Origin of the sequence: Gillisia sp. Hel_I_86 (assembly GCF_007827275.1) — a bacterium.
GTDB lineage: Bacteria > Bacteroidota > Bacteroidia > Flavobacteriales > Flavobacteriaceae > Gillisia.
Window position 1 is genome coordinate 3,097,557 of the sequence record NZ_VISE01000001.1, and the last position, 25,466, is coordinate 3,123,022.

Sequence of the window (25,466 nt, forward strand, 5' to 3'; positions counted from 1 at the left end):
AAGTGTGGTTTGAATACTAACACAGGATGAAAATAGAATTACAAACAGTATCAAGGTGATAAGTTTTAGTGATTTCATCTTTTTTAAATTTAAAATGTTAATAATAATCTATTGTGGAAAAAAATCTATTTTTCTAAACTGGGGACAAAGCTTTTATCATTCACCTATGTTTTCCGCTTTATTGATGTTTTCAATACCCTGTAACAAAGCGTCTGGATTAAAGGAAATACTATCAATCCCTTCTTTTACCAAAAAAGAGGCAAATTCAGGATAGTCACTGGGTGCTTGTCCGCACAACCCAATTGTAGTATTGGTTTTTTTAGCAGCGAGTATGGCCATTTTGATCATCTGTTTAGGTGCTTCATTGTTTTCATCAAAAAGATCCATCATTAATTCTGAATCCCTATCAATACCAAGAGTAAGCTGTGTGAGGTCATTGGAACCAATTGAGAAACCATCAAAAATTCCGGAAAATTTTTCAGCTAAAATCACGTTACTTGGAATTTCTATCATTGTATATACTTCCAAAGCATGGCTCCCTCGTTTTAAGCCATTTTCTTCCATTACAGCCAGTACTTTTTTACCTTCTTCCACAGTTCTGCAAAATGGCACCATCACCTTAAGGTTGGTAAGGCCCATTTCGTCCCTTACTTGTTTGATCGCTTTGCATTCCAATGCAAAACCTTCTTTGTACAGATCATTATAATATCTGGATGCTCCCCTAAACCCGAGCATCGGATTTTCTTCTATAGGTTCAAAATCTTCTCCACCAATAAGGTTTGCATATTCATTGGTTTTAAAATCACTCAATCTTACAATAACTTCTTTTGGATAGAACGCAGCGGCAATGGTTGCTATGCCCTGTGATAGTTTATCCACGAAATAGTCCTCCTTATCTGGATATGCTTCAGTAATTTTTTCAATTTCTTTCTTTACCGTCTCCTCTTTTAGTTTATCGAATTTCACCAATGCCATTGGATGCACTTTAACCTTATGGGTAATAATGAATTCCATTCGGAGAAGCCCCACCCCGTTATTGGGGTACCCTGCCAATTGATAAGCATTATCAGGATCGGCAAGGATCATTTTTACTTCCGTCGCCGGCATTTTAATATTGGAAAAGTCAATTTCGATTTTAGTGAAGGCACATTCTCCTTGATAGATATACCCTGTTTTCCCCTCTGCACAGGAAACGGTAATCGTCTCGTTTTCCTTAATAGTAGTTGTTGCATCTGCGCAACCAACAATTGCCGGAACACCTAATTCTCGCGCCACAATGGCTGCGTGGCTTGTTCTGCCTCCTTTGTTGGTTACAATACCAGCAACTTGTTTTAGTAACGGGTCCCAATCTGGGGTTACGGTATCTGTAACAATAATCGTATCTGGGGACAAATGGCCTACATTTTTTGGGGAATCAAGAAGACGGGCCGTTCCATGCGTTATTTTGGAACCCACTGCATTTCCCTGGGACAATACTTTTCCTTTTTTCAAGAGTTTGTACTCCATAAAAATGTTCTTGTTTCTTATGTTGTGCACAGTTTCCGGGCGTGCCTGGATAATAAACAATTCGTTGGTGATACCGTCTTTTGCCCATTCTATATCCATTGGTTTTTGGTAGTGGCGCTCTATAATTATAGCCCATTTTGCTAAAGCGATTACTTCATAGTTAGACAATACAAATGCTCGCTGTTTATCTTTTTGGGTTTTTATATTTACAATACTTGTATTTTCTTTTTTATCGGCATACACCATGGTTAGTTTTTTGTCGCCCAAATTCTTCTGAACAATGGGGTACTTCCCTTGTGCCAAACTCGGTTTAAAAACATAGAACTCGTCTGGGGTAACAACCCCTTGAACAATGTTTTCGCCGAGTCCCCAAATCCCGGACAACAGCATTATATTTTCAAACCCTGATTCTGGATCGATGGTAAAACCTACTCCCGAGCATCCTTTATCTGAGCGCACCATGATTTGCACCCCCACTGATAAAGCAATAGTATCATGTTTAAACCCTTTGTCTTCCCGATATTTTATGGCGCGATTGGTATATAACGATGCAAAACAGTTTTTTACCGCTTCCAGAAGGGCTTCTTTTCCTTTTATATTTAAATAGGTGTCGTGCTGTCCCGCAAAACTTGCCTCGGGAAGGTCTTCCGCCGTGGCACTGCTTCTTACCGCAACCTCTTTTAAATCTTCACCGCATAAAATGCTATATGCATTGAAAATTTCTTCGGAAAAAACTGTTGAAAAGGTTGCGCCTAAAATAAGTTTACGTGCTTTTTTTCCTATTTCTTCAAGATTGGAATACGCTTCCCGATCCAGTTGGGTCAAGACATTTTCTATACGTGTTTGAATTTCATTTTCTTTTAGGAATTCCCAGAATGCAAACGAGGTGGTTGCAAAACCATTGGGAATACGAACTCCTTTTGAAGTTAACTGATTGTACATTTCCCCCAAAGATGCATTTTTGCCCCCAACCATAGCTACATCCTTAATACCAATCTCATCAAATTTTTTAATTTGTGCCTTCATCTTTTTGGATCTTTCAGTTTATATAGTTCCAAAAGTACTTCTAGTACAAGAGGTTTGAAATGATGCCTGTCAGTACCTTATTATTTTACTGTCTGACCGGGGTCATTTTGTGTTGTTTGTACTGACTATATTTTTACTTCATGTTGATAATGAAAACAAGAAGTTATGCCTGTTTTAAAAGTGATTGAAATATTAGGGAGCTCCAAAACTAATTTTGAAGATGCAATTAAGAATAGGTTTCTGCCACGGTTATTTTATGGCGGGGAATACAATCAAAAAGGCCATTTATTAGCGCAAGCGGGACAAGCAGTTGTTCTGGTACAGAAACAGGTTGTATTTGGGACTGTTAAAAAATTGCTCATATTCTTTTTCCACGCTCAATTGTTTTTCGAGGTTTTCTTAGCTAGGTGGATGCCAAGGCGAGCAAATGTTTCTAGTTCTTCAAATTGGGCACAGTCAGGTTTTAAATTTCCAGCTATTTTTCGGTATGTCTTTAATTGAGCTTTACCCCCTGCTCGAGATACAGATTTTTCAATATCCACTTTACTGTCCTCATGTGGGCATTTAATCCCTCATTGGGGGCTTAATTTCCTGAGGCTTGCATCGATTTTTTTAAAAGTAGTTTCTCTCGAGAATTATCGGGACATACCTCATGGGCCTGCGGCTCCGAGGCTCTTGATTTTCGACTTATCATATTTTATCATTTTTTCATCAAATCCTGGATCCTCAAGAGGGCCCAAACACCAGAAACTAATTTTTACCGTGGTTTAAAATAAGTTCTGGTGCTTTATCCTCTAAGGCTTGCCGAACGGTTACCAATGTTGACATTAGTTATTCATTGTTAATAATGATTTTTAAAGCTTTTTCTTCTGCACCATTTAAAAACACTTGATAAGCATGTTCCAGATCACTAAGTGGGAAATGATGGGTGATCATTTTTTTCAAATCCAAACTATTGGTAGAAGTGGCTTTTAAAAGCATAGGAGTTGTATTTGTGTTTACAAGTCCGGTGGTAATGGTAAGGTTTTTAATCCATAACTTTTGAATTTCAAAATCTACCTTTTTGCCATGTACTCCTACGTTTGCAAGGTGCCCACCTGGTTTCACAATATTTTGGCAAATATTCCAAGTCTCAGGAATTCCAACCGCCTCAATTGCAACATCCACACCCTCTGCGCCAACAATCTTTTTAACGGCTTCTTCTGCATTGGTTGTTCCAGAATTAATGGTATGCGTAGCTCCTAATTCTTTTGCCAACTGCAATCTATTCTCATCCATATCGATCATGATTATTTTGGAAGGCGAATAGAATTGAGCTGTTAAAAGTACAGACATTCCAACGGGACCGGCTCCAATGATGGCAATTTCGTCTCCGGGTTTAACATTTCCGTACTGGACACCAATTTCATGACCTGTTGGTAGAATATCACTTAACAAAACAGCTATTTCATCATCGATGTTCTCGGGAATTCTATGTAAACTATTATCTGCATAGGGAATCCTAACATATTCTGCTTGGACTCCATCTATCATATATCCTAAAATCCACCCCCCATTTTTACAATGTGAATACATTTGTTTCTTGCAATATTCACAAGAACCGCAGGAAGTAATACATGAAATCAAAACTTTGTCTCCTTTTTTAAATTGAGAGACACTATCTCCAACTTCTTCAATAATTCCAACCCCTTCATGTCCAAGAATACGTCCACTTTCAATTTCTGGGTTTTTTCCTTTGTAGATGCCTAGGTCGGTACCACAAATAGTTGTTTTTAAAACTTTTACAATTACATCTGTTTGTTTAATAATTGTTGGTTTTGGTCTTTCTTCTAAAGCGATTTTATGTTCGCCATAATAAACTAATGCTTTCATTTTTTTAATAATTTTTATAGTTAATAATTCATCTTAATTTATTAATATTCAGTTATTTATAAGTGTTTTACGACATCGAACATACACTGCGGTTCTCCTTTTGTACTTGTATGTTTTATGGCTTCCACATGTTTCTGCACTTCATTGAAACCACAACAACGGTATCTCTTCAGAAATACCCCGCTTTTACCTGTTCCATACATTTCTGCACGTAAATATATCAAGTAATGAAAATATTGTAAATGACCCTGGTCATTTTACATGCTTACATACGTAATTATAGCTGAGTTTAAGATTTAAATCTTTCTCTTGGCATAAATTGAATTTGACCTTACTTAGAAATAGCCCAAAAAAATTATATGAACTGACTGTAAAAAAGACTTTAGGAAAGAGCAAATGGGGATGACCCATAATCCATATATATTACAACGATCATATTTGCCATTTTTCTTGTACAATTATTTTGAATCGAAAGTTTTATCCACAAAATCGGATCCTTGTAAAAACAGTTGATTTGTTATTGGACAGGATCAGAAAGGATATTTTTTGTTGTATGTTGACGAATTTTTGGGGAAGATACTTTTAAATCAAATAGCATGGGGCATGCTAGGTACTAGCCAGTATATATAGTATGCCAATTAAAATAACACTTCCAAAAGCATAGCCCACCATTTTGCCTGTTTTTTTTTAATAAATATCACTATACCAAGTTTAACCAACATATTGCTCATGGTAGCAGGTATGATAACCGATGCAGCAAGTTGCAGCTTTTCACCATCCAAGGAAAACTTTGCCAAACTAATGGTAATGGCATCGGTATCTGCCAAGCCTGCAATGAATGCCGAATAGTACAAACCACGCTCTCCAAAAAATTGATTGCTATAGAAAACCGTAAAAAGAATAAGCAGATATATTGCACCAAACCCAATAGCATTTAGTATGTTTAAGCGATTGCCAAGCTTAATATTGATATCGGGTTTATTATCATCCTTTCTAGTTAATGGTAAAGTGGCTATTATACAAGCCAAGGTTAATAATCCAAAGGGTATCGCTATATATTTTAAAATTTCATATAAGGGCAAGTCTGGGAACATAATTGCCGAGGCCACAATTATACCTGTGCTATATTTATTAGCCAATTCTGGCGATTCCATGCTTTTTTGAGGCATAGTGCCACGCTACTGAAGTGATGGATATGAGTCCGCCAAGAATGGTTGTTATTGTAATGCCTTTTTTAGAACCTTCAAATTTTACCAAAAAGTAGCCAATAAAATTTATAAGAGAACCCATGACGATGGTGGAACCTATTTCAAAAGAATTCAATAAACCATTTGGGCCAAAAGTTTTGTTTGGTAAAAAAAGAAGTATCAGCAATGCAATTATTGAGAATTTTATAAAGGCAAAGAGTTCTTCGGAAGTAATATTACTTATAACCGTATGAAATCTGGTTTTAAGGGAAAGTAAAGTTACTATAACAACAGCCGTAGCTACTGCCTCTCTATAGAATGCTGCGGCCACCATTACGCCCAATATAAAGATGGCTATTAATGCTAAATTGGTGGTGAGGCCTTGACCATATTCTTCATGTTTTTGTGAAAAATGGTACAGGGCCAAAAACAAAATAAAACAGCCCAAGCCAATAATGACCAACCAAGTAGTAAATTGCGCTGTGAGGTTTCCCAAAGAAAACCCTGGAATGGTTACAATAGGGAAGGTGCGAATGCCTGCAAATCCTTTCTCTTTAAGTTTATCAAACTCTCGTTCTAAACCAATAATAAGCCCTACGCCTGTGCCAATTAAAAACACCAAGCATGTAGGAACCGATTAATGCAATGAGTTCTGGGTATGTTTGCATTTGGTTTTAAAAATTTCCTTTGGTAAAAGCCAGAATGAGGTGCTACATGTACTTTTCAAGAAACCTAAAAAACTCCTTTTTAAGTTCGGCATAAATATGTCTTTGCGTTTCTATGTGATTTCTAAACTCAATATGTTGTTTTGCCAATTGTGTATCTAGGGCATCTGTAGCGGTTTTGCTTCTTCCAGCAATATATATATCATGTTTTTCAATGGTTTCTTCTAAATCTTCAATAACACCTCCATGAAGGATAAATTGATTTTGATAGTGCTCTAGTTGTGCTAGCACTTGCTTATCTTCCCAACGTGTTACTAGTTCACTTAACCTATTGTTAAAAGATTTCAACTCGTCTTTCCAAAAATCGAGTTCCCCTTTCCATTGTTGGTGTTCAAAATGCATATTGTCGTCGTATAAAACTTTTGTTTTCATTATAATGTGTCTTTAGCATTTATTTTATAAAGATTGTGTTTTGGTAGCTTAGTTAAAATGGTTTTTAAGTGGCTCTTTCTTGATATATATTTCTGCTTCTTCTTTATTTACGATCGCTATTTTCTCAATCCCGCATTGTGGCAACAACCCTTTTTTCTAAATAGGACCAACTTATTTCTTTAGTCGATGTAGAATTTAAAACGGTAAAAAAACAAATAGGACAACAATGAACAACATGTATAACCAAAATTATTTTGAAGGTGATTTGGGTTTTTTGTCCTTTGTTTTATTAGCAAATGGTTTGTTGCTGTTGTTCATTAGTTTTTCAATACTATAAATTGATTGAAAGCTTCCATCGCCTCACAACCATATACCACGGCAGGCTCACCTCCCATCATCACAGCTACCTCCATGGTTTCCATAATTTCTTCTGAACGGGCTCTAACTTCATGAGGTCTTAAGATTTAAAAGCTTAGGCGCTATTGTGCTCATTTTAAAATAATCAAGATTATATATTTTCAAAATTATTTGAAAGTAGCATCATTCAAAATGATCCAAGTCATTTGCAATGGATTATCCATACATTTTCTTTATAGTATAAAATGATTTGTCAGGAAAAATATTAAGTTTCTTTAGTTACTATTAATATTTATTTTGATCATGGCAAGTTGTGGTCCCATAGTTGTAACCTCAAGACCAAACCATCCTCCACTACCATGGTTTTATCCCAATAGGGTAGAAGAGGTGCGTTATGTGTACTTCCCAGAACACTCCATCTATTATGATTTCGCTGAGCAATTATTTGTATTTGGAAAATGGTATTTGGGTGCGTGTTAAAGTGCTGCCACTCCAATTCCACCATATAAATTTAGACCGTAGCAAACATGTACGGGTTATAGAAATGATAATATACGGGACTACCATAATGAAAACAATACAAAAAGAGGTAGCTCCAATATAAGCAGTGGCACTAGGAGTAGAAGGAATTAATTTAGCAGCTCAAAGGATAGTTTTGCAATTTCCAGTTCCTCATTGGTGGGGATAACCAATATTTTAACTTTGGAAGAAGGGGTATGGATTTCCCGCCACTCTTTGGATTTAACTTCGTTTTTAACTTCATCCAATTCAATTTCAAAGTAGTCCATATCTGTACATACCAGTTTTCGAATCGTACTTGAATTCTCGCCAATTCCAGCAGTAAAAACAATGGCATCCAGACCGTTCATTGCGGCAACATAAGCACCAATATATTTTTTAATGCGATAAGCGTTCATTGCTAGGGCTAGGACGCAATTTCTATTACCTTTTTCAGCTTCAGCCTCGATCTCCCTTAAATCTGCGTGTCCAGTTAGTCCCAACATTCCACTTTTATTAGTGAGCAGGTTTTTGACCTCATCCAAACCATAGCCCAAATTATTGACCAAATGAAAAATGATGGCATGATCTATATCGCCACTTCTGGTTCCCATTATTAATCCATTGGAAGGAGTGAACCCCAAACTGTGATCTATGCTTTTTCCATTCACAACCGCCGTCATACTACAGCCGTTGCCCAAATGAACGCTTATTATTTTGGATGTTTTGAGTCCCAAATATTCAATCGCCTTTTCAGAAACATATTGGTGGCTCGTTCCATGGAAACCATATACCTGTATGCCCTGTTCTTGATAAAGATGGTTTGGAATTGCGTACTTTTTAGCCTTCTCTGGAATGGTTTGATGAAAAGCAGTATCAAAAACCGCAATTTGTTGTGCCGAAGGAAAAAATTCTTCAGCAACTAGGATACCTTCAAGATTACCAGGATTGTGCAATGGGGCCAAAGCAGCATATTCTTTAATTTTTTTCTTTACTTCAGCAGTTATTATAGTGGTATTTGAAAATGAATTTCCTCCATGTACCACGCGGTGACCAACTGCCTCGATTTCGCTGGTATCCTGAATTACTCCATTTTTCTCATCCAGCAATAAATCCACAATTTTGTGCAGCCCTTGGCTGTGCGTCTTTATGTTATCTGTTTCCTGAAGGTGGGCAGTTTTTGTTTTATAATTTAGAATGGCATCTTTATGACCAATACGTTCTACCAATCCACTACAAAGCAATGTTTCGGAAGGCATTTGTATTAACTGAAATTTTATGGAGGAGCTCCCAGCGTTGATTATCAATATATTCATGCTTATTTTTTATTTTGAACGTCTTGTGCCTGTATAGCCGTTACGATAACGGTATTAAAAATATCATTTATGGTACAGCCTCGGCTTAAATCGTTAACGGGTTTGTTCAAACCTTGAATAATGGGCCCAATGGCCAATGCTTTGGTTTCTCTTTGAACCGCTTTGTAAGTATTGTTTCCCGTGTTAAGGTCTGGAAAAATAAATACATTGGCTTGTCCTGCTACTTCAGAATTTGGAAGTTTTAGTTTACCCACTTTTATATCTACCGCCGCATCATATTGAATAGGGCCTTCAACTTTGAGATCTGGTCTTTTGTTTTTAACTATTTCTGTTGCTTTTCTCACCCTCTCCACATCTTCTCCAACCCCCGAAGTGCCAGAAGAATAAGAGAGCATTGCTATTTTAGGTTCTATTCCAAAAGCCAAACTGGTAGCTGCAGATGAAATGGCAATTTCCGCTAATTGCTCTGATGTAGGATTCGGATTGATGGCACAATCCCCATATACTGAAACGCGATCCTCCAAAAGCATAAAAAACACTGAAGAAACGATGGAAGCTTCGGGTTTTGTTTTTATAAATTGAAGTGCTGGGAGAATAGTGTGCTGCGTAGTATGAATGGCTCCAGAAACCATCCCATCTGCATCTCCCATATACACCATCATCGATCCAAAATAGGAAACGTCTTCCATTAAATCTTTAGCCATGGCAAGGTTAACGTTTTTGTGTTTCCTAAGTTCATAAAGGGTTTTTGCATATACTTCAAAATGAACAGATTCAATGGGGCTAATAATATTAATACGGTTCAAATCCAAAGCAATATCGAGCAATACCATTTTTTCTTCTATCTGGTTTTTATCTCCAAGCAATGTGATTTTTACGGCATCCAAATCTATTAGCTGCTTGGTTGCCCTTAAAACACGTTCGTCCAATCCTTCGGGCAAAACAATGTGCTTTTTGTTATATTTTGCCCTTTTTAATAAGTTGTACTGAAACATTCTGGGCGTAATCCCGTTGGATTTAAACCTTATGAGGCGTTCAACCAGCGCATCTACCTTAACATACCTTTCAAAGTCATTGATGGAGGTATTTATTTTTTCTGTATTTTGAGCATAAATCTGCGATTTTATGTTCCCAATACAATTGGTAACTGAAAATGTTCCTCCTTTTACCGAAATAATTGGAACAATTTCCGAAAGTCCTTCAATAAGTTTGATGATTGAATCTTCAGGTATCAATCCCCCCGTAAGTACAATCCCCGATATAGATGGGTAGTTGCCTGAAACATGCGCTTGCAGAGCTCCCAAGATAATATCTGCCCTATCGCCAGGTGTAATTACCAGGCCATTTTCTTTTAAATGGATGAGATAGTTGCGCAGTTGCATAGCACCTACACTAAAATTACCAGCTTGATTGTTGATATAAGTTTCGCCAAAAAGCACCTTGGCATCCAAGGTGTCCACAATTTCCTTGATGGAAGGATTTGCCAATATAGGATTTAACGGAATTGCACTTACAATTACTTCGGAAGGCAAGTATGTTTCCAGTTCAGAAACCACCAGATCTACGTTTTTTGGTTCAACTTTGTTGGCAATTACAGACAAAACTTCCACACCTTTCTCTTTAAAAGAATCAAAAGCCATTTGCAAGTTCCCTACAAGTTCTTCCAATGTTTTGCCAGTGCCTGTAGCCAGTATAATTGCGGGAACTCCTAAATTTTTCGCAATTAGTACATTTATGTCGAATTCTATAATAGACCCTTCGCCCGTAAAACTGGTGCCTTCTACCAGGACAAAATCAAAACGCTCTTCAATGGCTTTATACTTTTCAATTATCTTACTGATAATCTCATCGTCTTTGTTTTCATTTTTTTTTCGAATAACGTCGCTTCTTCTATAAGCATAAGCATCTTCAAACTTTATATCCAAATTAAAATAGGTGGAGACGGTGTTGATGTGGTTGTCTATTTTTCCTGGCTCGAAATCGTCAATAATGGGCCTAAAATAGCCTACCCTTGCTGCCTTTCCCAATAGCGATTGCATCAATCCCAGAGAGACAATAGACTTGCCACTGTTGGGTTCTGTCGTGGCAATATAGATGGCTTTGTTCATTTCTAATGTTTTATCAAAAGTAAGAAACATTTTATACTCAATTTGCGTAATCTTGCATTAATAAAAGGGGTTTTTCTTCCAACAATTTTTTCAAATTCTTCTTCTAAATATTGTCTTTCGTTAGAAGGTTTCCTTAGAGCTTATAATGGATTTACTGTTGCTGTTTTGCTTTCATTTTTATGTAAAGCTAATGTATAGGGCAGATAGTCATGTGTTTTTTATTTATGTCTCTCCGTTTATTGTCATGTAGTTGTTTCGTTACCCTTTCCCGTAGCGTTGGGATATTTCATGGTCTCAATTTATTACATTGATTCTTAGTGTTTTGAGATTCTGGAACTCCCAAAGGGTTGGGACAGAATGACGTTGTTTATCATTTTATGATACTTTACGGATAGACAAATTTATTTTTATGGAGGTCTAGGTGCAAAAGGATTACATGCCATTCGAGCTTTATAAGGTTTTTAGTAAATGAATAAGCTAGCTAACGTTGACAGTGGAGGTTAAGTTACCTCCAATCTGTCATCCCTTGTTAATAGAGACTTATTATAATTATAGTGTTAAAAGGTCACCGAATAGGGCTCATATTATAAATATTCGTTGAAATAACTTTATGTATTTCACACTAAGTTTAAATATAAACCTTTTTTTCTCTTATTTAATTGTGTCAAGTCAGCTTTTTGCCAATTGATTGAGAAAATAATTGGTATCTATTTAGTATCCACTCGCTGTAATGCCTGCTATCACAATTGAGGTATAATTGCAGGTGTTTTTCCTGATCTTATGGTAGGTGTCCACGAGATTCCTTTTTGTATTATGTATTGCGATGTGTCCCCATTTAAGTGTTTCCTTGTTGTTTGTTCGTTTGATTTTTCGGGAATGCGCAGTTCCACATAATCTGCAATATCGAACTAGGATGTGCTTTGGTGAGTAAACACATGGGGTGCTGATAGTCAATCGATTTTTTCATGACATTTTTTACTCCGTCTGCTACGTGGTCTTCCAGGAATTTGATTTTACTGCCACGACCATATTGAGGTTTAGGCAAATATTACATCTAAGTGGCTTTACAGATATAGTTTATTCAATTTTTGAATTAATCATTCTAATGTTAAACATCATTTACGTAGGTTTTTCTTTTTAACACACTTCAACTAAATAAAATTATCTAAAAAAAAAAATTACATTCATCGATAGAGAAGGAACTTTCATCGATGCTTATTAATAATTTCAGCGATAAAAACAGGAGCCTTATTATTAAAGAAAGATTTTTATAACATATCTTATTCTTATTAAAATGAAAATGAAATTAAATATTCTTCTTATTGAAGACGATTTCATAGAGGTTATGAAAATGAATAGGGCAATTACAGGCCTCAATTTACCACATAATATTATTGAAGCGACCAATGGAGAAGAAGCAATGGAGGCATTACAGCAAACCAATCAATTACCCGACATTATTTTACTGGATTTACATATGCCAAAAATAAATGGAATAGAGTTTCTAGAAATGTTAAAATCTAACTCAGACCTTAGACAGATTCCTGTAATCATCCTAACTACCTCTGGAAATCACAAAGATTTAATGGAATGTTATAAAATTGGGATATCAGGTTACATAGTTAAGCCCCTAAAATATGAGGATTATGTGGAAAAAATTAGAGTGGTCTTCGATTATTGGACAATAAATGAATTGATAAAATATAAATAATGAAAGGAATTGTTTTTACAGAATTTTTAGAAATGGTAGAAACCTTATTTGGTTTGGAAACCGTAGACTTTATAATTACCGAATCAAAATTAAAATCCCAAGGAGCATATACTTCTGTGGGAGTGTATGATTTTTTTGAAATGCAACAATTAATTATACATCTAAGTGAAAAAACAAATATTTCTAAAGAAGATTTAATTTATACCTATGGTTGTTATTTTTTTAATACCCTTTTAAGAATCCATCCAGATATATTTAAACATTACTCTTCGCCATTTACTATGCTTGCCTCCGTACAAGATCATATTCATGTTCAAGTTAAAAAACTCTATCCAGGTGCAGATCTTCCAACTTTTGAAGTTATAAAATTCAAGGATGATTATCTGGAAATGATTTATCATTCCAATAATGCCATGTACATGTTTGCCAAGGCATTAATGGATAAAACATTTGAACATTATGATCAGGATTCAAATATTACCTACATAAAATTAAAGGAAGATGGAACTAAAGTGAGATTTTTAATTTCATAACCTCATGGACTTGACCGAAAGAAATGAAATATTAAAAAGAGCTCTTAATCGAGAAAAGGTCGCTCGTAAAGAAGCGGAAAAAATACTTGAGGCAAAATCAAATGAACTTTATAGTATTTCCAATGCCTTGACCCAATCCAACAATCAACTAAAGGAATTACTTGATGAAAAATCATCTGAACTTGAAGGGGTTTTTGTAAATATTATAGATGCCTATATAGTAATGGATCTTACAGGGAATGTTATTAAAATGAATGAGGCTGCCATTAATTTAATAGGCTATAATATAACACTTGAAACTATTAACCTCTTTAAATTACTAAAGAAAGGTTATAAAAATTATACTATACGTGCATTTAAACAATTGCTGGAATTAGGATCTTATTCCAATTATCAAGCAGTTATTATCACCAAAGATCTAAAAGAAAAAATTGTCCAAATAAATGCATGTCTAATATATAATAGTGAGGGCAAACCAATAGCAGCACAAGGTATAGCAAGAGATATCACAGAAGAAACAGCCATTAAAGAGATGGTGATAGCTCAGCAAAAGCAGCTAAAATTAATTATGGATAATTCTTCAATCGGAATTTCCCTTTCCTCTCAGCATCAACTTGGATTGCTTATCGCCAACCATGCACTCTGTAACATACTTGAATATTCTCAGGAAGAATTTAAAAATATTAGGCTCCAAGATCTTACTCATTCCAAAGACAAAACGGAGTTTGAAAAATTCCTGAGAAAGTTATTTATCGGAGAAATAGATACATTTAGTTTAGAGAATAGATATATAACAAAAACCAATAAAGTCATATGGGCTAAAACAATTGTGACAGCAATTAGAGATGAACAGGGAAACATAGAATATCAAGTAGCTACTATACAAGATATCACCAAAGAAAAAGTAGCAAAAGAAAAATTAAAGGAGTCTGAAAACAGGCTTTCAACTTTAATTAGCAATCTACAAGTAGGTGTTTTACTGGAAAACGAGCATCGAAAAATAACCCTTACCAATAAACAATTCTGCAAGATGTTCTCCATTAATGCATCTCCAAATGATCTTATAGGAAGTGATTGTTCAAATGCAGCGGAAAACTCAAAGCGCTTCTTTAAAAATCCGGTATCATTTGTAAAGAGGATAAAAGAGTTGTTGGAGAAAAAGGAGATCGTTATTGGCGATGAACTTGAACTGGTAAATGGGAAAATTTATGAACGTAATTATATTCCTATATACAATAATGGTGCTTATAAAGGGCATTTATGGAGTTATGAAGATGTGACCATCCAGAAAAATTATAAAGAAAGTCTTAAAGCTCAAAAGGAAAAATATAGCAATATTATTGCTAATATGAAACTGGGCTTAATGGAAATTGATACTGAAGGCTCAATTCGGTATGTAAATCAAAACTTTTGTGAAATTAGTGGTTTTTCTGAAGAAGAATTGCTAAATCAAAAAGCTACCAGTTTAATGTTATTACCTGAAGATCAAAAAAGAGCTCAAGATATTATTAATAAACGTAATAAGGGAATTTCCGATTCTTATGAGATCACAGTTCGAACCAAAACCAATGAACTTAGGCATTGGCTATTAAGTGGCGCTCCAAATTATGATGTTCATGGGAAGGTAATAGGCTCTATAGGAATCCATCTTGATATTACCGATCAGAAAAAACTAGAATTGCAAAAAGAAGAACTATTAAAAAGTTTAGAACAACAAAATGATCAATTAAATGAGTATGCTCACATAGTTTCTCATGATTTAAAATCTCCATTAAGAAATATTTCTGCTCTTTTAACTTGGACAAAAGAAGACTTGAATGAAAAACTAGGAAAGGAAAGCTTGGAAAATCTTGATTTAATGCAAGACCAAATAGAAAAAATGGATTACTTGATAGAAAATATTTTAAAATATTCCAGCATTTCCAATAATATAGAACTCTCACATGATGATATCGACTTAAATAACACCATAGATAATATTATAGCTTCTATATATATTCCAAAGCATATTGAAATTAAAATCATTTCAAAACTGCCAATCCTTAAAGGAGATTTTACAAGGCTGCAACAACTATTTCAAAATATAATTAGCAATGCGGTAAATTATATTGATAAGGAAAAAGGGCTAATCGAGATAGATTATTTAGAAAATGAATCTCATTATATTTTTTCGATAAAAGACAACGGAATTGGAATTGCAGAAAAGGATCATAAAAAGATCTTTACGATATTTAAATCATTAGGGAATCACGATAAATCCACAGGTATAGGATTAAGTATAGTTAAGAAGATTGTCGATTTATATAAAGGTGATATTTGGTTGGAAAGCACGCTAGGAAAAGGAACCACATTCTACTTCAGTTTAAAAAAATAGAAAATGAAAATAGTTCAAGCCCAAAAATTTAATAGTAAGGAATGGAATTGCCTAACCACTGCTAACATAGAACTAAAAAATCCCTGGGTTTTTGCCAACTGGTTACTTCAAGACAATGTTGAAATGATTAATTTAGCAGGTAAAGAACAGTTTAAGCTTTTATTGCAAAATGTTGAAAAAATGGATGCCCAAATAGATGGGATCTTAAATTCCCCTACAATAGACCAAGCCGTTATAGACAGCTATCCTGTAGATTTAAATATCTTAACCAAAGATATCATTCAAACACTCCATATTCCCGAACATATTAATGTTACTATAAATAAAACCTTACCTATTATTAAAGGAGACAAATTTAGGTTTCAGCAGTTATTCCAAAATTTAATTCAAAATGCGATAAAAAGTATTGATAAACCTTTTGGTGAAATAGAAATCGATGTAGTAGAAGATGGTGCATTTTGGATATTTTCCAAAAAAGATAGTGGTAGAGGAATACCTCAGGAGTATCATACAAAGATCTTTCAAATTTTTGAAAAAATAGAAAATGATCAAGCAGCAACTGGAATAGGACTTTCCATAGTGAAAAAAATCATAGATTTTTATAATGGAAAGTTATGGCTAGAGAGTAAGCCAAATATTGGAAGTACCTTTTTCTTTACCTTACCTAGAAATAATTAACAGGTATGAAAGAACAACCTACCGTTACCGAGATAAATAAAATTTGCGGGGATAATTTAAATTATAGAGAAAGACTAATATTAGTAATCAAGAATGAACTGATCTCAGAAGTAGAGGTGTACAAAAAAAATATTTCTATGGAGAACTATATAGAATGTGCAGAAAACGTTCATAAATTGAAGCATAAAATTAGTGTGTTAGGCTTAGAGAAATCCTATGAGCTTGCCGTTCTTTTTGAGCAAGATCTAAGGAATTCTGACTTAAAAAGAAAAAACGATTTTGATAAAATCTTAAAATCGATGCTAATTTTTACTTCCCAACTTTAAAACCTAATTTATGAAATGTATTATTATAGATGACGAACAAATGGCCAGAGTAATTATTGAGGATATGATTTTGAATACTCCTGAATTATCTTTAGCGGGCAGTTTTGCCAATGCGATAGAAGCTATGAAGTTTTTGAACCAAAATGAGGTCGATCTTGTTTTCTTAGATATCCATATGCCAGCATTTACAGGATTTGATTTTATCCAAACCATAAAAAATCCACCAAAAATAATTCTTATCACATCCGATAAAGATTTTGCACTAACAGCATTTGAGTATGACTTTATAATGGATTATTTGGTAAAACCATTATCCGTAGAGCGATTCAATAAAGCGGTACAAAGAACGCTCTCTTTTAATAATATGGTACTATCAAATAAAATAGAACCTTTCGAAGATGAAACCAATAAGATCCTTTACGTTAACATAGACAGGAGGCTTATCAAAATTGACATTCCTTCTATAAATATAATTGAGGCTAAAGGTGATTATATATTGATTAAAACGGAAAAAAAGAATTATACCGTACATTCTACTTTAAAGAAAATTGAGGACAAGCTGCCCGAGAGTATATTTCTAAAAGTTCATAGATCTTACGTAATTAATTTTCTAAAAATTATTGACATTGAAGATAACAGCGTACTCATTGAAAAAAATGTTATTCCAATAAGCCGGTCCAACAGAGCTGAGTTAATGAAAAGGCTCAATTTGCTATAAAACAAGTTTTTTATTCAGCGCTACTTTAGTGATATTTATCTATGTAACAACAGTATTCATCGAAATATAAAGTTCTAAGAGTTTATATATTTTATATTTAACATATGGTATATTAATACGCTCGACCCTACATCGATATTTATGCATTTAATGTATCAAAATTAAATTTCAGCCGAATTTAATTATTTAAGTAGTTGCTGATTTTAGTTTAACAAGCCAAGGTTTCCGCCTTGGCTTCGTCATTATAAATAACAAAATTTATTTGTTGATGTGGTAGTAGGTTGATAAAATTTTTCATATCAAATTTAACGATATATCTCCGCTTGTTCATCTACATCAAAATTCCTACTATCGAATAAAAGTTCATTTTCTTGAATTGAATTCCAATTTTGCACCTATAATTTTAAAACTATTTACTATGTCTGTACTAAACTCTACTGTGCGAATATTAGAAATAAAGGGAAAACTTTATTGTGGAAATGTAACGGAAACTCAACAACAAATTGAATATGCTCTAGAGATATTCAATAACGTAATAATAAACCTAAATTCTATAAGCTCCATGGATATGTCCGGCATATTTATGCTGTACCTTCTTATTATAAAAGCTAAAGAAAAAAAGAAAAAAATTGTATTTCATGGTCTAGACAACCAAGTTGTTAAAACAGCAATGTCCGTTGCTGGAGTTAGAAGAATATTTGTTGGAGTGGCATAAATAATTAATAGTATCAAAAAAACCTTCATTGATTATAGGTGTTTTAAAGCTAAAAAAGGTTCAAGAAGTTAATTCTCTGAACCTTTTATCAATTTTAGCCCAGCATAGTTGGTTAGTTAGTTTTTTAGCCACCATCTCAAATGTAATTACCTAAACTTCTCGCACTATAATCTTTACTTAATGTTCATCTAACGAAAAATCTAATACTCTTGCTACCCTTCAAAGTAAATTTATCAAAATTAATCTTTAAACCCTTTTATTATGAAAAATGTTAAATTTTTAGTTGGTGCATTTACAATTGTACTTTCACAAAGCCTGAGTGCCCAAGACAATGATGACACCAATATTGCGACGCATATATTGGATGTAAATGTTCCAGAAGTAGCCTTATTGGATATTTATGATGACAACACTGGAACAGAAGCCGCTGCCATTATGTTCGATATGACAAATGTCACGCTTTCAGGCACTAATGCGGAGGCCGGATTATATGCCTTTCAAGATGTTAGTTATTCAGATTTATATTTGAATTACACCAGTGTCGTAGCAGGAGCTGCCAACGTAAATGGTTTTGATTTGGATAGAAAAATCAATGTTCAATTTGAAGCTGGAAGTACATTTCCAGGAAACCTAGATCTAAGAATAATGCCAGAAGCACCGGTAATTATCGTAGATGGTGGTACTGCTGATTCTGCAGGGACTGTAATGCCCGGCGGTGTAGCATTAGGAGCAACAACTCCTATTGGAACAGACGCTCTATTAGTAGATAGCATTGAAAGTGTATATACTGGAGATGAGAAACATGGTGTAAGATTAACTTATACACTAGAGCAAAATGGGAATTTTGCAGGATATTATGCTGGAACTTACCAATCTACTGTAAAGTACACGCTTACAGATTTTTAATTCTTTTTTTGCTCCATTAAAAAAGGCTCCTTATTAGGAGCCTTTTTATTTTATAGGAAAATGGATAGAAATTTATTTATATCCATTTTCCTATAAAATTAGCTTATTCCCACTTATCTACAGAAACGTGCTCGCTAGCGAATCCCACAATTGAAAACACCCATGGACAGGTAAATTTACTTGTATAGAAGGTCTATCTAAAGCAAATCTTAAATTTTACTGCCATGAGACATGTATTTTTCACAAGTGTTTTATTATTACTAATTGTCAACCAAAGTTATTCAAGTGTGGTTATTATCAATGGATTGACCCATGTTTATTCAGGGTCTTCTGGAGATCAACTGCAGGGGGAGATTATTTTACTTAATACTACAGAATTTGAACAAAGAGTAAGTTTTAAACTTAATGATGCTATTTTTTCTTGTGATAGCGATCGCTTTTTCTCTGAAAAAATATCCCACAGTCAATCTTCAAATACATGGTTTGATGGAAGCCTTACGGATAAAGTATTGGCACCAAAAGAAAAATATGTATACAGATTCTCTATTAATATTCCTAAAGATCCAACATTAAGAGGTTCTTTCTGGACAGCATTAATGCTCGATATAGAAAAACCCATTAAAGAAGAGAGACTTACCCAAAACATAGATCTAGACACTAAAATAAGATATGCTGTAGGATTACTTACCAATGTAAACAATTACAGTGAGGTTAATTTAGATTTTCAAAAATTGGATCTGGAACAAAACACCAATACGGGTGGAAAAAGCCTTTTTATCAAACTAATAAATGAAAGTTTATTTATAGAAGGTGTAAAACTCTCTTTAGAAGTATACAATCAAAATGGAGAAAAAGTTCTGGAAACTAGTACGAAGAGAAATATGGTCTTCCCGGGGTTTTGTAAGAAATATGATATTGATATTTCACAGTTAGAAAAAGGTGACTATGAATGTATTCTAATAGCCAATGCTAGAAAGGAATTTGTAGGCACCAACGTTAGCTTAACGATAAATTAAAAAGAATTACCTACCCTATAAAATCAATAAACATGAAAAATGCATTAAAATTCAGCTATTTTTTTGTTGTCCTAATAGTAGGATGCAAGGGAGATGTGCAAAATGAACGTTTTGATGCAAATCCTAGTGATATATATAATATTCCATCGACCATCTTTTTAGATCAAAAATCAAGGAATGACAGTGTGATAGGTTTAAAGGTATTTTCAGATGCCCCTAATAAGACTGTAAAAACCATATCCTATAAAAATTCTAAAGATAATTTTCAGCAAGTACAAGATTCAAAGAAAAGCCCTTCTGCAAAAACTTTAAAAAATAAGGTTGACAGCATAGTAAATGTTGATGAAACCTCATATGAAGAAAATACAACTGCACTTAGAATAAATAAAAAGAGAAATTCCCCTACCTCATCTAATAACGGATCGCAAATAACTAGACCTTTAAACCAGAAAGAGAACATCCTTATAAAAATGGATTTTCTTAATCAACAAGAAGTTTACAAAACCGCGTCTAACCATACTATTACTTTACAAATTACCAATGAAACTGACACTATACAAAATTTATTTCTGAATGAAACTTTACCTGAATCATGGAAGTTAGTATCTGCTGGGGATATTGAAAACCTAAAACCCAACGAGAAAAAACTTGTTCTTGTAAGCTTTAATATTCCTGCCAAAGCTAAGCCGGGAAAATCTAATGCGGTATTTAATTTAGTTGACGCCGAAGGCACTATTGTAAAAACTCTAGACATCAATTTTGAGGTAGATAAAAATTATAAACTTCAGGTATATACTATTTCAGCTCCCCAAACTTTAAAAGCCGGAGAAACGATAAATGCCAGATTTGGCATCCAAAATAATGGAAATATCAAACAAGAAATAGAGTTAAATTCTACAGGAACTATAACTGGTGATAAAAAATATTCTATTGCTCCAGATTCCACGCTTGTAATTGAAGTTTCAAAGAAAACAGATTCTAAAGTTTACTTTTTGAGAAATGTAGGTTCTCAGTTAGATGTTTATAGTAAAACTTCTAAACAAACCTATAGAGCGTATACCAGTACTCAAATATTTCCTAGTAAAATTGAGAAAAAAGATCCTTTTTTTAGATTTCCAATTAGAGCTAGTTTAAATTACAACAGTCATACCTATAAAAACAATCATTTTTCTACAATCTCTTCAGAACTTATGGGAGATGGTTACTTGGACTTAAATAAAAAGCATCATTTAAATTTTATAATAAGAGCCCCTCAACAACAAAATTTAAAACGATTTGGAGTAACAGATCAGTATAGTTTTATATATAGGTACAATAACAAAACGAACATTTATGTTGGGGATCATGCTTACTTTATTAACCGCTTGGGTTTTGATAGTAGATATGGTATGGGTTTTAGAATAGATCAGGATATAAAAAAATGGACATTTTCAACTTTTTATTCTAAACCTAGATTATACAGCTTTAACTCTTCAGCTCTTTATGGTGTAAAATCGGTATATCATGTTAGCGATTCCTTAAAAATTGGTCTTGCTATAGAAAGATCTCAAGGAACCATTCAAGGCGCAAGCAATAATATTGAAGCCAATCCAACCGAATCTGGCCAAATAGGTACTATTAATTTACATTATAGAAATAAGGGTACTTATATAGATGCAGAAACTTCGGTTAGTTTGACAAATGAAGCTACTGCCTTGGCCAATTATATCAATTTGGTACAGCAGTATAAAAATTTAACATATTCAGGAACTCTTACCATTGCAGGAAAAGATTATTTTGGAAGCATACGCAATAGCCTACAATACTCCAACAACTTATATTATAAAAATAATCGTTGGAATTTTGCATTAGGGCAAACCATTTCCAAAGTTAATAGACGCTTGGATCCTTTATTTTATGCTGCAGAACCTTATTATGAAAATTATTACGGGATGCTGGGTTACCGATTTAAAAATCGTCATTTAGTAAACATTCGTTTAGAACAAAGAACGAGAGAAGATCAAATGGAACCCAAATCCTATTATTATAAAGAACATGGTATTAACTATAGGTACCTTTATTCCTCTCCAGCATTTGTATTAAACTTTAGTGGAAGGTTGTCCAGAACTAAAAACCTATTAAATGAAAGCTTAGAATATAGGAATACCTATTCCCATAACTTAAATTCTTCTTACAGAATTTTGGATGAACTAACTTTAAGAGGAAGCATCAATCATAATTACAGTAACAGGTATGGTAATTCTAATATTAATATGAACTATCTAAGATATAGCTTTGGTTTTAATTATAACATGAACAAAACTTTACGAGTAAATGCCTCATACAACAGCGGATTTAGTCCGGAAGAAAATTATTTAAAACGAGATTTTATTAATGCCAATCTTTTAGTACATCTCACCAAAAACCATCAATTTGAAGTAAAGGCAAATTATTATGAAAATGCCGGAAGTGTGAATAAAAAAGAATTATTAGCATTAGGTAAATACACCTATTCTTTTGGAGTTCCCTTAAAAAGACTTTTACAACAAGGCGGCTTAAGAGGAGTTATTTATGCAGAAGACGAATCCATCAAAGTATCTGGAATTAAAATAATCGCTGCGGGGCAAACCATAGTAACCGATAAAAATGGAAGATTTCAATTGAATAACCTTCCGCTAGGAAAAAATTACGTTCTAATTGATGAATCATCCCTTCCCATGGGCATAGTTTCTTCACAAAAAACATCTATTGAATTAGAAATCCGTCAAGAAAGAGAAAGCGATATTACGTTCAAACTTATTAAATCTGCCAACATCAATGGAGCAATTAGCATTGCTGGTAATAAAACTGCTTCCAATATGCTCGAAAAATATTTCAAAATAGAAAATAAAAATTTCACCTATCATGTAGAGTCGAACAAAGAAGGAATCTTCCAGTTCAAAGATATTGTACCTGGCACCTACACCCTTAATTTAATAAGATTCAAAGAAAATGATGACTTCGAAATAAAAAAGGATATACAAATATCTGTGGGGGCGGGAGAAACAATGGATGTTCCCTTTGTTATAATCACTAAGGAGCGAAAAGTGAAATTTACCAATAAGAATTTTAAAATAGGACAGTAACCATGAAAAAATCACAACTCATATCAATTGCTATTTTCTCACTATTTATAGTGAATAGCTTCTCTCAAGAAATCATTGACGCTTCTAATCCAGATACATTTATTTTAGGAGGAGGCCAAGAAACCAATATTGCATTTATGGATTTGCAGAGAATTGCTATAACAGATATTGAACCGGATCCACATACAGGATCATCCTCCAGTGCCACGCCTATAGAAGCCGGAAAGCCTTATATTAATGTAGGAAGCCCGACAACTGATGAGTTCTGGCTTAATTTCACCTATAGATCCAGAAATAATGAAAATGCCAAGATATTCACTAGATCAAATCAACCCATCCCTGAAGGCATAAATGTAATTATTCAAATAATTTCTACCGCAAATATTGGTGGGGTATATAATGCCAACCCAAATACCAATCCTATAACCTTAAACATTTCTAATCAAGTTATTGTTAATGATTTTGCCAGTGGCTATACAGGTGATGGAGAAAACACTGGGTACTTAATAAGATACACAATAGAAAATCCAAGTTTTCAATCCTTACCAACAGGATTTGAAATAATTTTTGAAATTAGATAAATCTCTATATTATGAAAAAGCTAATCCTCTTTATAATCTGTTTAAGTTTAACACAAACTACATATTCGCAATTATTACCAGGAACATTAGATGTTTCAGGAATGCCAAATTTTATTCAATCTATAGATGATGTGGTAATGGAAGCCGGTCTGGATGATACTGCAATCGGCTTTGAAAGTAATTTTGATGCAACTCTAATTGGTTTTGTTTTAAACCCGCAGCTCCTACTGAGTTCAGAAATAATGTGTGAAACAAATGTTTTTAGATATAGTGTCTATATTCATACTACCAATGCTCCAGTAGGATTAACACTTGAAGCGAAAACAACTTTTAATAGCGGAATGCGTTTTCCAACGCTTAGCACTTATGATTTACTTCCCTTACAACCACTTGGACCTAGAGACCTTACGCCCTCTAACGGTGGATCTTATATAACGGTTCCAAATATGGGATCTCAAGCTATAAAAATATTTGAGTTTATAGGTTGCCGAACTGATATTCCTATTCAATTCAAAATTAAAGCAAGTGCATTGGTTCCCGGCACGCCCAGTAACTTTGATATTTATTATACCGTTGTTGGAAGTTTAATGTAAAAGCTTTTAAAGCTTATTAGTAGTTACTTTTTGTATGTTTTAATGTTCTTCACATTTGGCATATAAAAAAGTTTTAAGAGATGTCTTTCATTTCTAATTTTACTAACTCATATGCCTTCTTTTAGGGCACTGTCTAAACTACTTCAAAATTAATTTCCTTATTTTCCCTTCATGAAAACTCAATTAAAACATGTAGCAAAAGGAGATTATTCAATTCCTATATTTAACCTTTTTAATACAGAAATGCCGGTAATTTTACCGGCATTTCGTTTCATCACGGAACAAAGAAACATTAATAATTGAAAAAATAGAGGCTATTAACAATTGGCATTTTAGATTCTTAACTTTTCCCTGCAAGTCCCATTGGAAAAAAATCATTATTTCTTGACTTATAACGTTGAACCTTATTTAGTACTACATCGAATTTTTCCTTGGAAAAAGGCTTTATCAAATACTCTACTTGACAAGGAAATCCAGGTGCTTTATAAACGGATGGCAAATATGAGGTAATAATAATTGCCTCTGGAGTTTTCTTTAAAGATTGAATCAATTCGGTAAATCCAGGGAGTTGAAGGTCTAATAAAATAAGGTCAACTGGATTCTCATTCACATATTTTATTGCATCCATAGCATTAAAAAAATATTCCATGGAGGTTAGGCAATCAATACCATCGGAAAACTCCTTTATAAGCATTCCCGTATACATGTCATTAAATATAGTAATACTATCCATCTGAATTATTTTTATTAATAATTTTGGTAGGCAATAGAAATAGAAAATTTTTTGTATAGCCGTAAAGTATCATAAAATGAAAAATAACGTCATTCTGTCCGCGTCGGGAGTTTCAGAATCTTATAACACTAAGAGTCAATACAGTAAATAGAGGTCCTGAAATAATCCCGAAAGCTTTCGGGACAGGGTGACAAAACAACTATAGGACAAAAAACGGATATACAATCAATTGTTTTATCATTAGTTAACTACCTCTAATTTCTCTTTAAAATTGAGATAATTATCCCCTTAATGGACCTATTTTTCGACGAAACATATAAGATATTTAGACAAGCTACCTGAAATTAAATTGGAGCTGTAACCTCATTATTAAATTCAAAAAAATAATAGTCAGATTATCTTCAAATGGACTCTAATTATCCCAATATATATTTTTAAAAATAATTATAAATTTTCTTGGGATAGTCAAAAGTTACCTACTATATTTGTCACTATTTTTAATAAATCCAAA

At 33.7% G+C, this 25,466-nt stretch carries 22 protein-coding genes and 1 pseudogene; 13 read left to right on the plus strand and 10 right to left on the minus strand.

Features of this window, described 5'->3' with window-relative positions:
• Positions 1–156 precede the first annotated feature (156 nt).
• On the minus strand, positions 157–2,532 hold the full coding sequence (gene ppsA, locus JM83_RS13955; RefSeq protein WP_144962785.1) for a phosphoenolpyruvate synthase: 2,376 nt from the start codon (positions 2,530–2,532) through the stop codon (positions 157–159).
• Positions 2,533–2,697: 165 nt separating this feature from the next.
• Between ppsA and JM83_RS19505 the strand changes: the two are divergent.
• Positions 2,698–2,763, plus strand: a pseudogene (locus JM83_RS19505) (dodecin domain-containing protein); the annotation flags it as partial.
• Positions 2,764–2,909: 146 nt separating this feature from the next.
• On the opposite strand, the gene JM83_RS19510 reads toward JM83_RS19505, so the two are convergent.
• From JM83_RS19510 to pta, 8 genes are all read right to left on the minus strand, one after another.
• Positions 2,910–3,074: a hypothetical protein gene (locus tag JM83_RS19510; RefSeq protein ID WP_261376472.1), complete on the minus strand. Its 165-nt coding sequence runs from the start codon at positions 3,072–3,074 to the stop codon at positions 2,910–2,912.
• A 289-nt stretch (positions 3,075–3,363) separates the two neighbouring features.
• Positions 3,364–4,404 carry a zinc-dependent alcohol dehydrogenase family protein gene (locus JM83_RS13970; protein WP_144962786.1) on the minus strand — a complete coding sequence of 347 codons (1,041 nt, stop codon included), beginning with the start codon at positions 4,402–4,404 and terminating at the stop codon, positions 3,364–3,366.
• Positions 4,405–5,042: 638 nt separating this feature from the next.
• A complete protein-coding gene (locus tag JM83_RS19515; RefSeq protein WP_261376474.1) occupies positions 5,043–5,558 on the minus strand; it encodes a DUF4010 domain-containing protein in 516 nt (171 codons plus the stop codon).
• On the minus strand, positions 5,536–6,210 hold the full coding sequence (locus JM83_RS19520) for an MgtC/SapB family protein (protein WP_261376900.1): 675 nt from the start codon (positions 6,208–6,210) through the stop codon (positions 5,536–5,538). The genes JM83_RS19515 and JM83_RS19520 overlap by 23 nt, the downstream gene beginning before the upstream one ends.
• A gap of 91 nt (positions 6,211–6,301) precedes the next feature.
• Positions 6,302–6,688 (minus strand): hypothetical protein, encoded by a 387-nt coding sequence (locus JM83_RS13980; RefSeq protein WP_144962787.1) that lies wholly within the window; start codon positions 6,686–6,688, stop codon positions 6,302–6,304.
• A 658-nt stretch (positions 6,689–7,346) separates the two neighbouring features.
• Positions 7,347–7,550: a hypothetical protein gene (locus tag JM83_RS13990; RefSeq protein ID WP_144962788.1), complete on the minus strand. Its 204-nt coding sequence runs from the start codon at positions 7,548–7,550 to the stop codon at positions 7,347–7,349.
• A gap of 124 nt (positions 7,551–7,674) precedes the next feature.
• The gene (locus tag JM83_RS13995) at positions 7,675–8,859 is read right to left on the minus strand and encodes an acetate/propionate family kinase (RefSeq protein ID WP_144962789.1); all 1,185 of its coding nucleotides are present in this window, start codon (positions 8,857–8,859) and stop codon (positions 7,675–7,677) included.
• Between the two features lie 2 nt (positions 8,860–8,861).
• Positions 8,862–10,967, minus strand: coding sequence for a phosphate acetyltransferase (gene pta, locus JM83_RS14000; RefSeq protein ID WP_144962790.1), 2,106 nt, complete (start codon positions 10,965–10,967; stop codon positions 8,862–8,864).
• Positions 10,968–12,261: 1,294 nt separating this feature from the next.
• Between pta and JM83_RS14010 the strand changes: the two genes are divergently transcribed.
• The 12 genes from JM83_RS14010 (at position 12,262) to JM83_RS14065 (ending at position 24,222) form a co-directional block, all read left to right on the plus strand.
• Positions 12,262–12,678, plus strand: a complete 417-nt coding sequence (locus JM83_RS14010; protein WP_144962791.1) for a response regulator — start codon at positions 12,262–12,264, stop codon at positions 12,676–12,678.
• On the plus strand, positions 12,678–13,211 hold the full coding sequence (locus tag JM83_RS14015; RefSeq protein WP_144962792.1) for a heme NO-binding domain-containing protein: 534 nt from the start codon (positions 12,678–12,680) through the stop codon (positions 13,209–13,211). Before JM83_RS14010 ends, JM83_RS14015 begins: the two co-directional genes overlap by 1 nt.
• A gap of 4 nt (positions 13,212–13,215) precedes the next feature.
• Entirely contained in the window at positions 13,216–15,585 is a 2,370-nt protein-coding gene (locus JM83_RS14020; protein ID WP_144962793.1) for a PAS domain S-box protein, read from the plus strand.
• Between the two features lie 3 nt (positions 15,586–15,588).
• On the plus strand, positions 15,589–16,263 hold the full coding sequence (locus JM83_RS14025) for a sensor histidine kinase (RefSeq protein ID WP_144962794.1): 675 nt from the start codon (positions 15,589–15,591) through the stop codon (positions 16,261–16,263).
• A 5-nt stretch (positions 16,264–16,268) separates the two neighbouring features.
• Complete coding sequence (locus tag JM83_RS14030) at positions 16,269–16,589, plus strand: Hpt domain-containing protein (RefSeq protein WP_144962795.1); 321 nt, start codon at positions 16,269–16,271, stop codon at positions 16,587–16,589.
• A gap of 10 nt (positions 16,590–16,599) precedes the next feature.
• Entirely contained in the window at positions 16,600–17,307 is a 708-nt protein-coding gene (locus JM83_RS14035) for a LytR/AlgR family response regulator transcription factor (protein WP_144962796.1), read from the plus strand.
• Positions 17,308–17,725: 418 nt separating this feature from the next.
• The gene (locus tag JM83_RS14040) at positions 17,726–18,022 is read left to right on the plus strand and encodes an STAS domain-containing protein (RefSeq protein WP_144962797.1); all 297 of its coding nucleotides are present in this window, start codon (positions 17,726–17,728) and stop codon (positions 18,020–18,022) included.
• Between the two features lie 261 nt (positions 18,023–18,283).
• Positions 18,284–18,928 carry a hypothetical protein gene (locus tag JM83_RS14045; protein ID WP_144962798.1) on the plus strand — a complete coding sequence of 215 codons (645 nt, stop codon included), beginning with the start codon at positions 18,284–18,286 and terminating at the stop codon, positions 18,926–18,928.
• 224 nt (positions 18,929–19,152) lie between these two features.
• On the plus strand, positions 19,153–19,944 hold the full coding sequence (locus JM83_RS14050) for a DUF3324 domain-containing protein (RefSeq protein WP_144962799.1): 792 nt from the start codon (positions 19,153–19,155) through the stop codon (positions 19,942–19,944).
• 32 nt (positions 19,945–19,976) lie between these two features.
• Entirely contained in the window at positions 19,977–23,048 is a 3,072-nt protein-coding gene (locus JM83_RS14055; protein WP_144962800.1) for a hypothetical protein, read from the plus strand.
• 2 nt (positions 23,049–23,050) lie between these two features.
• Complete coding sequence (locus tag JM83_RS14060) at positions 23,051–23,629, plus strand: hypothetical protein (protein WP_144962801.1); 579 nt, start codon at positions 23,051–23,053, stop codon at positions 23,627–23,629.
• Between the two features lie 11 nt (positions 23,630–23,640).
• Positions 23,641–24,222, plus strand: a complete 582-nt coding sequence (locus JM83_RS14065) for a hypothetical protein (protein ID WP_144962802.1) — start codon at positions 23,641–23,643, stop codon at positions 24,220–24,222.
• Between the two features lie 340 nt (positions 24,223–24,562).
• On the opposite strand, the gene JM83_RS14070 is transcribed toward JM83_RS14065, so the two are convergent.
• Positions 24,563–24,955: a response regulator gene (locus JM83_RS14070; RefSeq protein ID WP_144962803.1), complete on the minus strand. Its 393-nt coding sequence runs from the start codon at positions 24,953–24,955 to the stop codon at positions 24,563–24,565.
• Between the last annotated feature and the right edge of the window lie 511 nt (positions 24,956–25,466).